At 53.5% G+C, this 13,018-nt stretch carries 8 protein-coding genes and 1 pseudogene; all 9 read left to right on the top strand.

Going from position 1 to position 13,018, the window contains the following annotated elements; all coding sequences use genetic code 11:
- Positions 1-281 (top strand): annotated as a pseudogene (tuf, locus tag ABLV54_RS22630) (elongation factor Tu); the annotation flags it as partial.
- A 337-nt stretch (positions 282-618) separates the two neighbouring features.
- Positions 619-1,002: a preprotein translocase subunit SecE gene (gene secE / locus ABLV54_RS22625; protein WP_002883772.1), complete on the top strand. Its 384-nt coding sequence runs from the start codon at positions 619-621 to the stop codon at positions 1,000-1,002.
- 1 nt (position 1,003) lies between these two features.
- Positions 1,004-1,549: a transcription termination/antitermination protein NusG gene (gene nusG, locus ABLV54_RS22620; RefSeq protein WP_001287521.1), complete on the top strand. Its 546-nt coding sequence runs from the start codon at positions 1,004-1,006 to the stop codon at positions 1,547-1,549.
- Positions 1,550-1,705: 156 nt separating this feature from the next.
- Positions 1,706-2,134 carry a 50S ribosomal protein L11 gene (gene rplK, locus ABLV54_RS22615; RefSeq protein ID WP_002884034.1) on the top strand — a complete coding sequence of 143 codons (429 nt, stop codon included), beginning with the start codon at positions 1,706-1,708 and terminating at the stop codon, positions 2,132-2,134.
- A gap of 3 nt (positions 2,135-2,137) precedes the next feature.
- The gene (gene rplA / locus ABLV54_RS22610; protein ID WP_002884036.1) at positions 2,138-2,842 is read left to right on the top strand and encodes a 50S ribosomal protein L1; all 705 of its coding nucleotides are present in this window, start codon (positions 2,138-2,140) and stop codon (positions 2,840-2,842) included.
- A gap of 289 nt (positions 2,843-3,131) precedes the next feature.
- A complete protein-coding gene (gene rplJ / locus ABLV54_RS22605) occupies positions 3,132-3,629 on the top strand; it encodes a 50S ribosomal protein L10 (protein WP_001207203.1) in 498 nt (165 codons plus the stop codon).
- Between the two features lie 66 nt (positions 3,630-3,695).
- Positions 3,696-4,061, top strand: coding sequence for a 50S ribosomal protein L7/L12 (gene rplL, locus ABLV54_RS22600; protein ID WP_002884142.1), 366 nt, complete (start codon positions 3,696-3,698; stop codon positions 4,059-4,061).
- A 324-nt stretch (positions 4,062-4,385) separates the two neighbouring features.
- The gene (gene rpoB, locus ABLV54_RS22595; RefSeq protein WP_004206758.1) at positions 4,386-8,414 is read left to right on the top strand and encodes a DNA-directed RNA polymerase subunit beta; all 4,029 of its coding nucleotides are present in this window, start codon (positions 4,386-4,388) and stop codon (positions 8,412-8,414) included.
- A 76-nt stretch (positions 8,415-8,490) separates the two neighbouring features.
- Positions 8,491-12,714: a DNA-directed RNA polymerase subunit beta' gene (gene rpoC / locus ABLV54_RS22590; protein WP_023291591.1), complete on the top strand. Its 4,224-nt coding sequence runs from the start codon at positions 8,491-8,493 to the stop codon at positions 12,712-12,714.
- Positions 12,715-13,018 lie beyond the last annotated feature (304 nt).

Genomic DNA, 13,018 nt, shown 5'->3' with positions numbered 1-13,018 from the left:
ACACCAAGTTCGAATCTGAAGTGTACATTCTGTCCAAAGACGAAGGCGGCCGTCACACTCCGTTCTTCAAAGGCTACCGTCCGCAGTTCTACTTCCGTACTACTGACGTGACTGGCACCATCGAACTGCCGGAAGGCGTAGAGATGGTAATGCCGGGCGACAACATCAAAATGGTTGTTACCCTGATCCACCCGATCGCGATGGACGATGGTCTGCGTTTCGCAATCCGTGAAGGCGGTCGTACCGTTGGCGCGGGCGTGGTTGCTAAAGTTCTCGGCTAATCGCTGATAACATTTGACGCAATGCGCAATAAAAGGGCATCATTTGATGCCCTTTTTGCACGCTTTCACACCAGAACCTGGCTCATCAGTGATTTTATTTGTCATAATCATTGCTGAGACAGGCTCTGAAGAGGGCGTTTATACACCAAACCATTCGAGCGGTAGTGCGACGGCAAATCAGTATCCTTCTTTGCAACAGCAGGGCAGGGGCGACAGAACCGTCAGCGTTGAAGCAATTTGAATAGTTAAGTGTATAATCCGAAACTTAATTTCGGTTTGGATCGCCTCGCCCCCGCGGGGTGAAATTGTTTGTAGAATACTTCTGACAGGTTGGTTTATGAGTGCGAATACCGAAGCTCAAGGGAGCGGGCGCGGCCTGGAAGCGATGAAGTGGATTATCGTTGCCGTGCTGCTGATCGTGGCGATCGTGGGCAACTTCCTTTATCGCGACATTATGCTGGCGGTGCGTGCGCTGGCCGTGGTTATTCTTATTGCTGCTGCCGGTGGCGTCGCGCTGTTGACGACGAAAGGTAAGGCGACCGTTGCTTTTGCTCGCGAAGCGAGAACCGAAGTTCGTAAAGTGATTTGGCCGACTCGCCAGGAAACGCTGCATACTACGCTGATTGTTGCTGCCGTGACTGCAGTAATGTCACTGATCCTGTGGGGACTGGATGGTATTCTGGTTCGCCTGGTCTCCTTTATCACTGGCCTGAGGTTCTGAGATGTCTGAAGCTCCTAAAAAGCGCTGGTACGTCGTTCAGGCGTTTTCCGGTTTTGAAGGTCGCGTAGCCACGTCGCTGCGTGAACATATCAAATTACACAACATGGAAGAGTTATTTGGCGAAGTCATGGTCCCGACCGAAGAAGTGGTTGAGATCCGTGGCGGCCAGCGTCGCAAAAGCGAACGTAAATTCTTCCCGGGCTACGTTCTGGTCCAGATGGTCATGAACGACGCAAGCTGGCACCTGGTGCGCAGCGTACCGCGCGTGATGGGCTTCATCGGCGGTACCTCTGACCGTCCGGCGCCGATCAGCGACAAAGAAGTCGACGCCATCATGAATCGTCTGCAGCAGGTTGGCGATAAGCCGCGTCCGAAAACGCTGTTTGAACCGGGTGAAATGGTTCGCGTTAACGACGGTCCGTTCGCTGACTTTAACGGCGTGGTGGAAGAAGTGGACTATGAGAAGTCCCGCCTGAAAGTTTCCGTTTCTATCTTCGGTCGTGCGACCCCGGTAGAACTGGACTTCAGCCAGGTTGAGAAGGCGTAAGCCGGCGATCAAAAAAGCAGCGATTTAATCGTTGCATAGGGCGCGAAATTGGCATACAATTTCGCGCCTTTTGTTTTTATGGGCCCGGCCCGTAAAACGATGTTTAATCACGGGGAGCTTCTCTGAAGCGTTAATACCCAATTTGAGGATTTAAGAATGGCTAAGAAAGTCCAAGCCTACGTCAAGCTGCAGGTTGCAGCTGGTATGGCGAACCCGAGCCCGCCGGTCGGCCCAGCACTGGGTCAGCAGGGCGTGAACATCATGGAATTCTGCAAAGCGTTCAACGCCAAAACTGATTCCCTGGAGAAAGGTCTGCCGATCCCGGTTGTTATCACCGTTTACGCTGACCGTTCCTTTACCTTTGTTACCAAGACTCCGCCGGCTGCTGTTCTGCTGAAGAAAGCTGCAGGCATCAAGTCTGGTTCCGGTAAGCCGAACAAAGATAAAGTGGGTAAAATCTCCCGCGCTCAGCTGCAGGAAATCGCGCAGACCAAAGCTGCCGACATGACTGGTGCCGACATTGAAGCGATGACTCGCTCCATCGAAGGTACTGCACGTTCCATGGGCCTGGTAGTGGAGGACTAAGAAATGGCTAAACTGACCAAGCGCATGCGCGTGATCCGTGAGAAAGTTGATGCAACTAAACAGTACGACATCAACGAAGCCATCGCTCTGCTGAAAGAGCTGGCCACCGCTAAATTTACCGAAAGCGTAGACGTTGCCGTTAACCTCGGCATCGACGCGCGTAAATCTGACCAGAACGTCCGTGGCGCAACTGTACTGCCGCACGGTACTGGCCGTTCCGTTCGCGTAGCCGTATTTACCCAGGGCGCAAACGCTGAAGCTGCTAAAGCTGCAGGCGCTGAGCTGGTAGGTATGGAAGATCTGGCTGAGCAGATCAAAAAAGGCGAAATGAACTTTGACGTTGTTATTGCTTCCCCGGATGCAATGCGCGTTGTTGGCCAGCTGGGTCAGGTTCTGGGTCCGCGTGGCCTGATGCCGAACCCGAAAGTGGGTACCGTAACTCCGAACGTTGCTGAAGCGGTTAAAAACGCGAAAGCAGGTCAGGTTCGTTACCGTAACGACAAAAACGGCATCATCCACACCACCATCGGTAAAGTGGACTTTGATGCTGACAAACTGAAAGAAAACCTGGAAGCTCTGCTGGTTGCGCTGAAAAAAGCAAAACCGACTCAGGCGAAAGGCGTGTACATCAAGAAAGTTAGCATCTCCACCACCATGGGTGCAGGTGTTGCAGTAGATCAGGCTGGCCTGAACGCTTCTGCAAACTAATGCCTTTACGTGGGCGGCGAATTTGTCTACAATCTTCGCCCACGTTTGCTAACGATGGTTAGCAGGTAACCGAATTGTTCGTTGGAGCCTGGCCTATCCAGGCCTCCGTCGAAGACCGCAGGTGTTTCGCAAGAAACTTAATCCCCTGCGTAGACGGTGACAGAACGCTAAGATTATTTTTGGATATTCTGGCTTGTTTCTGCTCACCGTATTTAGACGCTCTTTTCGTTGAATTGAGTGAAGTGAGTTCCAGGGCATAGGCTCTGGCAAACATCCAGGAGCAAAGCTAATGGCTTTAAATCTTCAAGACAAACAAGCGATTGTTGCTGAAGTCAGCGAAGTAGCCAAAGGCGCGCTGTCTGCAGTAGTTGCGGATTCCCGTGGCGTAACTGTAGATAAAATGACTGAACTGCGTAAAGCAGGTCGTGAAGCTGGCGTATACATGCGTGTTGTTCGTAACACCCTGCTGCGCCGCGTCGTTGAAGGTACTCAGTTCGAGTGCCTGAAAGACACGTTTGTTGGTCCGACCCTGATTGCATACTCTATGGAACACCCGGGCGCTGCTGCTCGTCTGTTCAAAGAGTTCGCGAAAGCGAATGCAAAATTTGAGGTCAAAGCCGCTGCCTTTGAAGGTGAGCTGATCCCGGCGTCGCAGATCGACCGCCTGGCAACTCTGCCGACCTACGAAGAAGCAATTGCACGCCTGATGGCAACCATGAAAGAAGCTTCGGCTGGCAAACTGGTTCGTACTCTGGCTGCTGTACGCGATGCGAAAGAAGCTGCTTAATCGCAGTTATCATTGTAAAGCATTCGCTTACGTATAAACTTATTCTGATATTCAGGAACAATTTAAATGTCTATCACTAAAGATCAAATCATTGAAGCAGTATCCGCTATGTCCGTAATGGACGTTGTTGAGCTGATCTCTGCAATGGAAGAAAAATTCGGTGTTTCCGCTGCTGCTGCTGTAGCTGTAGCTGCTGGCCCGGTTGAAGCTGCTGAAGAAAAAACTGAATTCGACGTAATTCTGAAAGCTGCTGGCGCTAACAAAGTTGCTGTTATCAAAGCAGTACGTGGCGCGACTGGCCTGGGTCTGAAAGAAGCTAAAGACCTGGTAGAATCTGCTCCGGCTGCACTGAAAGAAGGCATCAGCAAAGACGACGCTGAAGCTCTGAAAAAATCTCTGGAAGAAGCTGGCGCTGAAGTTGAAGTTAAATAAGCCAACCCTTCCGGTTGCAGCCTGAGAAATCAGGCTGAGGCTGGTGACTTTTTGGTCACCAGCCTTTTTGCGCTGTAAGGCGCCAGTAGCGTTTCACGCTGTTTGACTACTGGTTTGCCTCTCAATGCTTGTTTCTATCGACGACTTAATATACTGCGACAGGTTAGGGTTCCTGGGCTGTGTAAATCGCAATGAAATGGTTTAAGCGTGATAGCAACAGGCATTGCGGAAAGTGTTCCATTTTCCGGTCAACAAAATAGTGTTGCATAAAAAACTGCCCTCTGCGGGCAGATGGGTCGACTTGTCAGCGAGCTGAGGAACCCTATGGTTTACTCCTATACCGAGAAAAAACGTATTCGTAAGGATTTTGGTAAACGTCCACAAGTTCTGGATGTGCCATATCTCCTTTCTATCCAGCTTGACTCGTTCCAGAAGTTTATCGAGCAAGATCCTGAAGGGCAGTACGGTCTGGAAGCTGCTTTCCGTTCCGTGTTCCCGATTCAGAGCTACAGCGGTAATTCCGAGCTGCAATACGTCAGCTACCGTCTGGGCGAACCGGTTTTTGACGTTAAAGAATGTCAGATCCGTGGCGTGACTTACTCTGCACCGCTGCGCGTAAAACTGCGTCTGGTGATCTACGAGCGCGAAGCGCCGGAAGGCACCGTCAAAGACATTAAAGAACAAGAAGTCTACATGGGCGAAATCCCGCTCATGACCGACAACGGTACCTTCGTCATCAACGGTACCGAGCGTGTTATCGTTTCTCAGCTGCACCGTAGCCCGGGCGTCTTCTTTGACAGTGACAAAGGTAAGACTCACTCATCCGGTAAGGTTCTGTATAACGCACGTATCATCCCTTACCGCGGTTCCTGGCTGGACTTCGAATTCGACCCGAAAGACAACCTGTTCGTTCGTATCGACCGTCGTCGTAAGCTGCCGGCTACCATCATCCTGCGCGCGCTGAATTACACCACTGAGCAGATCCTTGACCTGTTCTTCGAAAAAGTGGTCTTTGAAATTCGCGACAACAAGCTGCAGATGGAGCTGATTCCGGAGCGTCTGCGCGGTGAAACCGCCTCCTTCGATATCGAAGCCAACGGCAAAGTGTACGTTGAGAAAGGCCGTCGCATCACGGCTCGCCATATCCGTCAGCTGGAAAAAGACGATATCAAGCATATCGAAGTGCCGGTTGAATATATCGCGGGCAAAGTGGCGGCTAAAGACTATATCGATGAAGCGACTGGCGAACTGATCTGCCCGGCGAACATGGAGCTGAGCCTGGATCTGCTGGCTAAGCTGAGCCAGTCTGGCCACAAGCGCATCGAAACGCTGTTTACCAACGATCTGGACCACGGTCCATACATCTCTGAAACGGTACGCGTCGACCCGACTAACGATCGTCTGAGCGCGCTGGTAGAAATCTACCGCATGATGCGCCCTGGCGAGCCGCCGACTCGTGAAGCCGCTGAAAGCCTGTTTGAGAACCTGTTCTTCTCCGAAGACCGCTACGATCTGTCCGCGGTTGGTCGTATGAAGTTCAACCGTTCTCTGCTGCGCGACGAAATCGAAGGTTCCGGTATCCTGAGCAAAGACGACATCATCGAAGTGATGAAGAAGCTCATCGATATCCGTAACGGTAAAGGCGAAGTGGACGATATCGACCACCTCGGCAACCGTCGTATCCGTTCCGTTGGCGAAATGGCGGAAAACCAGTTCCGCGTTGGCCTGGTACGTGTAGAACGTGCGGTGAAAGAGCGTCTGTCTCTGGGCGATCTGGATACCCTGATGCCTCAGGATATGATCAACGCCAAGCCGATTTCCGCAGCAGTGAAAGAGTTCTTTGGTTCCAGCCAGCTGTCTCAGTTTATGGACCAGAACAACCCGCTGTCTGAGATCACGCACAAACGTCGTATCTCCGCACTCGGCCCAGGCGGTCTGACCCGTGAGCGCGCAGGCTTCGAAGTTCGAGACGTACACCCGACTCACTACGGTCGCGTATGTCCAATCGAAACGCCTGAAGGTCCGAACATCGGTCTGATCAACTCCCTGTCCGTATACGCGCAGACCAACGAATATGGCTTCCTTGAGACGCCGTATCGTAAAGTGACCGACGGTGTGGTTACCGACGAAATTCACTACCTGTCTGCTATCGAAGAAGGCAACTACGTTATCGCTCAGGCGAACTCCAACCTGGATGAAAACGGCCACTTCGTAGAAGATCTGGTGACCTGCCGTAGCAAAGGCGAATCCAGCTTGTTCAGCCGCGACCAGGTTGACTACATGGACGTATCCACCCAGCAGGTGGTATCCGTCGGTGCGTCCCTGATCCCGTTCCTGGAACACGATGACGCCAACCGTGCATTGATGGGTGCGAACATGCAACGTCAGGCCGTTCCGACTCTGCGCGCTGATAAGCCGCTGGTTGGTACCGGTATGGAACGTGCTGTAGCCGTCGACTCCGGCGTTACTGCCGTTGCTAAGCGCGGCGGTACCGTTCAGTACGTGGATGCTTCCCGTATCGTTATCAAAGTTAACGAAGACGAGATGTACCCGGGCGAAGCGGGTATCGACATCTATAACCTGACCAAATACACCCGTTCTAACCAGAACACCTGCATCAACCAGATGCCTTGCGTGTCCCTGGGCGAACCTATCGAGCGCGGCGACGTGCTGGCCGACGGCCCGTCCACCGACCTCGGTGAGCTGGCGCTGGGTCAGAACATGCGCGTCGCGTTCATGCCGTGGAACGGCTACAACTTCGAAGACTCCATCCTCGTTTCCGAGCGTGTTGTCCAGGAAGACCGTTTCACCACTATCCACATTCAGGAACTGGCGTGCGTGTCCCGTGACACCAAGCTGGGGCCGGAAGAGATCACCGCTGACATCCCGAACGTGGGTGAAGCTGCGCTCTCCAAACTGGATGAGTCCGGTATCGTTTATATCGGTGCGGAAGTGACCGGCGGCGACATTCTGGTTGGTAAGGTTACTCCGAAAGGTGAAACCCAGCTGACGCCGGAAGAGAAACTGCTGCGTGCGATCTTCGGTGAGAAAGCGTCTGACGTTAAAGACTCTTCTCTGCGCGTACCGAACGGTGTCTCTGGTACCGTTATCGACGTTCAGGTCTTTACCCGTGACGGCGTAGAAAAAGACAAACGTGCGCTGGAAATCGAAGAGATGCAGCTGAAGCAGGCCAAAAAAGACCTGTCTGAAGAACTGCAGATCCTCGAAGCCGGTCTGTTCAGTCGTATCTACGCGGTGCTGGTCTCCGGTGGCGTTGAAGCTGAGAAGCTCGACAAACTGCCGCGCGATCGCTGGCTGGAACTGGGCCTGACTGACGAAGAGAAACAAAATCAGCTGGAACAACTGGCTGAGCAGTACGACGAACTGAAACACGAGTTCGAGAAAAAACTCGAAGCGAAACGCCGCAAAATCACCCAAGGCGACGATCTGGCACCGGGCGTGCTGAAGATTGTTAAGGTATACCTGGCCGTTAAACGCCGTATCCAGCCTGGTGACAAGATGGCAGGTCGTCACGGTAACAAGGGTGTTATCTCTAAGATCAACCCGATCGAAGATATGCCGCACGATGCTAACGGTACGCCGGTAGATATCGTCCTGAACCCGCTGGGCGTACCGTCTCGTATGAACATCGGTCAGATCCTGGAAACTCACCTGGGTATGGCTGCGAAAGGCATCGGCGATAAGATCAACGCCATGCTGAAACAGCAGCAGGAAGTCGCGAAACTGCGCGAGTTCATCCAGCGTGCCTACGATCTGGGCGCTGACGTTCGTCAGAAAGTTGACCTGAATACCTTCAGCGATGAAGAAGTTCTGCGTCTGGCTGAAAACCTGCGCAAAGGTATGCCGATCGCAACGCCGGTGTTCGACGGTGCGAAAGAAGCGGAAATTAAAGCGCTGCTGCAGCTGGGCGACCTGCCGACTTCCGGTCAGATCACCCTGTTCGACGGCCGCACCGGTGAGCAGTTCGAGCGTCCGGTAACCGTGGGTTACATGTACATGCTGAAACTGAACCACCTGGTCGACGACAAAATGCACGCGCGTTCCACCGGTTCTTACAGCCTGGTGACTCAGCAGCCGCTGGGTGGTAAGGCGCAGTTCGGTGGTCAGCGCTTCGGTGAGATGGAAGTGTGGGCGCTGGAAGCATACGGCGCAGCCTACACCCTGCAGGAAATGCTCACCGTTAAGTCTGATGACGTGAACGGTCGTACCAAGATGTATAAAAACATCGTGGACGGCAATCACCAGATGGAACCGGGCATGCCGGAATCCTTCAACGTACTGTTGAAAGAAATTCGCTCGCTGGGCATCAACATCGAACTGGAAGACGAGTAATTCTCGCTCAAACAGGTCACTGCTGCCGGGTTAACGCCCGGCAGCGGAATGTGCTAACTCCGACGGGAGCAAATCCGTGAAAGACTTATTAAAGTTTCTGAAAGCGCAAACTAAAACCGAAGAGTTTGATGCGATCAAAATTGCTCTGGCTTCGCCAGACATGATCCGTTCATGGTCTTTCGGTGAAGTTAAAAAGCCGGAAACCATTAACTACCGTACGTTCAAACCTGAGCGTGACGGCCTTTTCTGCGCCCGTATCTTTGGGCCGGTAAAAGACTATGAGTGCCTGTGCGGTAAGTACAAGCGCCTGAAACACCGCGGTGTGATCTGTGAGAAGTGCGGCGTTGAAGTGACCCAGACTAAAGTGCGTCGTGAGCGCATGGGCCACATTGAGCTGGCATGTCCGACTGCGCACATCTGGTTCCTGAAATCCCTGCCGTCCCGTATCGGCCTGCTGCTGGATATGCCGCTGCGCGATATCGAACGTGTACTGTACTTTGAATCCTATGTGGTTATCGAAGGTGGCATGACCAACCTCGAACGCAACCAGATTCTGACTGAAGAACAGTACCTGGACGCGCTGGAAGAGTTCGGTGACGAATTCGACGCGAAGATGGGTGCGGAAGCGATCCAGGCGCTGCTGCGCAATATGGATTTGGAGCAAGAATGCGAGCAGCTGCGTGAAGAGCTGAACGAAACCAACTCCGAAACCAAGCGTAAAAAGCTGACCAAGCGCATCAAGCTGCTGGAAGCCTTCGTACAGTCTGGCAACAAGCCGGAGTGGATGATCCTGACCGTTCTGCCGGTACTGCCGCCAGATCTGCGTCCGCTGGTTCCGCTGGATGGCGGTCGTTTCGCGACGTCTGACCTCAACGATCTGTATCGTCGCGTGATCAACCGTAACAACCGTCTGAAACGTCTGCTGGATCTGGCTGCGCCGGATATCATCGTACGCAACGAAAAACGTATGCTGCAGGAAGCGGTTGACGCCCTGCTGGACAACGGTCGTCGCGGTCGTGCGATCACCGGTTCTAACAAACGTCCTCTGAAATCTTTGGCCGATATGATCAAAGGTAAACAGGGTCGTTTCCGTCAGAACCTGCTCGGTAAGCGTGTTGACTACTCCGGTCGTTCTGTTATCACCGTAGGTCCATACCTGCGTCTGCATCAGTGCGGTCTGCCGAAGAAAATGGCGCTGGAGCTGTTCAAACCGTTCATCTACGGCAAGCTGGAACTGCGTGGCCTGGCCACCACCATCAAAGCCGCTAAGAAGATGGTTGAGCGCGAAGAAGCTGTCGTTTGGGATATCCTGGACGAAGTTATCCGTGAACACCCGGTCCTGCTGAACCGTGCGCCGACCCTGCACCGTCTGGGTATCCAGGCATTCGAACCGGTTCTGATCGAAGGTAAAGCCATCCAGCTGCACCCGCTGGTTTGTGCGGCATACAACGCCGACTTCGATGGTGACCAGATGGCTGTTCACGTACCGCTGACGCTGGAAGCCCAGCTGGAAGCGCGTGCGCTGATGATGTCTACCAACAACATCCTGTCCCCGGCGAACGGCGAACCAATCATCGTTCCGTCTCAGGACGTTGTACTGGGTCTGTACTACATGACCCGTGACAGTGTTAACGCCAAAGGCGAAGGCATGGTGCTGACTGGCCCGAAAGAAGCTGAGCGTATTTATCGCGCCGGCCTGGCCTCTCTGCATGCGCGCGTTAAAGTGCGTATCACTGAATACGAAAAAGACGACAATGGTGAGTTTGTCGCGAAAACCAGCCTGAAAGACACGACCGTTGGCCGTGCCATTCTGTGGATGATCGTACCGAAAGGTCTGCCGTTCTCTATCGTGAACCAGGCGCTTGGTAAGAAAGCGATCTCCAAGATGCTGAACACCTGTTACCGTATTCTGGGCCTGAAACCGACCGTTATTTTCGCGGACCAGACGATGTACACCGGCTTTGCTTACGCAGCGCGTTCCGGTGCATCCGTTGGTATCGATGACATGGTCATCCCGGAGAAAAAATACGAAATCATCAGCGAAGCGGAAGCGGAAGTTGCTGAGATTCAGGAACAGTTCCAGTCCGGTCTGGTGACCGCGGGCGAACGCTATAACAAAGTTATCGATATCTGGGCTGCGGCGAACGATCGTGTATCCAAAGCGATGATGGATAACCTGCAAACCGAAACCGTGATTAACCGTGACGGTCAGGAAGAGCAGCAGGTTTCCTTCAACAGCATCTACATGATGGCCGACTCCGGTGCGCGTGGTTCTGCTGCACAGATTCGTCAGCTGGCCGGTATGCGTGGTCTGATGGCGAAGCCGGATGGCTCCATCATCGAAACGCCGATCACCGCGAACTTCCGTGAAGGTCTGAACGTACTCCAGTACTTCATCTCCACGCACGGTGCGCGTAAAGGTCTGGCGGATACCGCACTGAAAACAGCGAACTCCGGTTACCTGACTCGTCGTCTGGTCGACGTTGCCCAGGACCTGGTCGTCACTGAAGACGACTGCGGCACCCTGGAAGGCATCACTATGACGCCGGTTATCGAAGGTGGCGACGTTAAAGAGCCGCTGCGCGATCGCGTACTGGGTCGTGTGACGGCGGAAGACGTGCTGAAGCCGGGTACTGCGGATATTCTGGTTCCACGCAACACGCTGCTGCACGAGCACTGGTGTGACCTGCTGGAAGCGAACTCCGTTGACTCCGTCAAAGTGCGTTCCGTTGTATCCTGTGACACCGACTTTGGTGTATGTGCGCACTGCTATGGTCGTGACCTGGCGCGTGGCCACATCATCAACAAAGGTGAGGCTATCGGCGTTATCGCGGCACAGTCCATCGGTGAGCCGGGTACACAGCTGACGATGCGTACGTTCCACATCGGTGGTGCGGCATCTCGTGCGGCTGCTGAATCCAGCATCCAGGTGAAAAACAAAGGTAGCATCAAGCTCAGCAACGCGAAGTCGGTTGTGAACTCCAGCGGTAAACTGGTTATCACTTCTCGTAACACCGAGCTGAAGCTGATCGACGAATTCGGTCGTACCAAAGAGAGCTATAAAGTGCCTTACGGTGCGGTTATGGCGAAAGGCGACGGTGAGCAGGTTGCCGGCGGTGAAACCGTCGCAAACTGGGATCCGCACACCATGCCGGTTATCACCGAAGTGAGTGGTTTTATCCGCTTCACTGACATGATCGACGGCCAGACCATTACTCGTCAGACCGACGAGCTGACCGGTCTGTCTTCGCTGGTGGTTCTGGACTCTGCAGAACGTACCGCAGGTGGTAAAGATCTGCGTCCGGCGCTGAAAATCGTTGATGCTCAGGGCAACGACGTTCTGATCCCAGGTACCGATATGCCTGCTCAGTACTTCCTGCCGGGTAAAGCGATTGTTCAGCTGGAAGATGGCGTACAGATCAGCTCTGGTGACACCCTGGCGCGTATTCCGCAGGAATCCGGCGGTACCAAGGACATCACCGGTGGTCTGCCGCGCGTTGCGGACCTGTTCGAAGCACGTCGTCCGAAAGAGCCGGCTATCCTGGCTGAAATCAGCGGTATCATTTCCTTCGGTAAAGAAACCAAAGGGAAACGTCGCCTGGTTATCACCCCGGTAGACGGTAGCGAGCCGTACGAAGAGATGATTCCGAAATGGCGTCAGCTCAACGTGTTCGAAGGTGAACGTGTAGAACGTGGTGACGTAGTTTCCGACGGTCCGGAAGCACCGCACGACATTCTGCGTCTGCGTGGCGTACATGCTGTGACCCGTTACATTGTTAACGAAGTCCAGGACGTATACCGTCTGCAGGGCGTTAAGATTAACGATAAACACATCGAAGTTATCGTTCGTCAGATGCTGCGTAAAGCCACCATCGAAAGCGCAGGCAGCTCCGACTTCCTCGAAGGCGAGCAGGTGGAATACTCCCGCGTCAAGATCGCGAACCGCGAACTGGAAGCGAACGGCAAAGTGGGCGCAACGTTCTCCCGCGATCTGCTGGGTATCACCAAAGCGTCTCTGGCCACCGAGTCCTTCATCTCCGCGGCATCGTTCCAGGAGACCACTCGCGTGCTGACCGAAGCAGCCGTTGCGGGCAAACGCGACGAACTGCGCGGTCTGAAAGAGAACGTCATCGTGGGTCGTCTGATCCCGGCCGGTACCGGTTATGCGTACCACCAGGATCGTATGCGCCGTCGCGCTGCTGGCGAACTGCCGGCGGCACCGCAGGTGAGCGTGGAAGAAGCATCTGCCAACCTGGCAGAGCTGCTCAACGCAGGTCTGGGCGGTTCTGACAACGATTAATCGTTGATGCACTGCTAAAAAGCCGGTCAGGTTTCCTGACCGGCTTTTTTATTGCCTGTTCTCCGCAGTCCCCGTCTTTAATTACATTTACGCCATATCCAGGATGCAATTTTTTAGCAATTAATTCATAAAAAATATCCTTTAGCCTTGCACCTCAAAAACCTTTCTTTATATATGGGTAAAACTTCTACTCATATCAAAAAATAAACAATTCAAAGAGGATATATTCAAAATACCTGATGAATCATGGGATTACTGCTGCTGCTTTATCTTCGGCGCGACGGCTCTGGAGAGGGATCGCTGC

The sequence above is a fragment of the Klebsiella sp. JB_Kp042 genome (assembly GCF_040065275.1).
Classification (GTDB): Bacteria; Pseudomonadota; Gammaproteobacteria; order Enterobacterales; family Enterobacteriaceae; genus Klebsiella; species Klebsiella quasipneumoniae.
Note: the sequence above shows the minus strand (reverse complement) of the source record. Positions and strands in the feature narration are given on the sequence as shown.

Bases quoted from the DNA above. Each gene is read 5' to 3' on its own strand.
- rplA (WP_002884036.1), top strand. From the start codon at position 2,138: ATGGCTAAACTGACCAAGCGCATGCGCGTGATCCGTGAGAAAGTTGAT.
- rplL (WP_002884142.1), top strand. From the start codon at position 3,696: ATGTCTATCACTAAAGATCAAATCATTGAAGCAGTATCCGCTATGTCC.
- nusG (WP_001287521.1), top strand. From the start codon at position 1,004: ATGTCTGAAGCTCCTAAAAAGCGCTGGTACGTCGTTCAGGCGTTTTCC.
- rpoB (WP_004206758.1), top strand. From the start codon at position 4,386: ATGGTTTACTCCTATACCGAGAAAAAACGTATTCGTAAGGATTTTGGT.
- rplJ (WP_001207203.1), top strand. From the start codon at position 3,132: ATGGCTTTAAATCTTCAAGACAAACAAGCGATTGTTGCTGAAGTCAGC.
- secE (WP_002883772.1), top strand. From the start codon at position 619: ATGAGTGCGAATACCGAAGCTCAAGGGAGCGGGCGCGGCCTGGAAGCG.
- rplK (WP_002884034.1), top strand. From the start codon at position 1,706: ATGGCTAAGAAAGTCCAAGCCTACGTCAAGCTGCAGGTTGCAGCTGGT.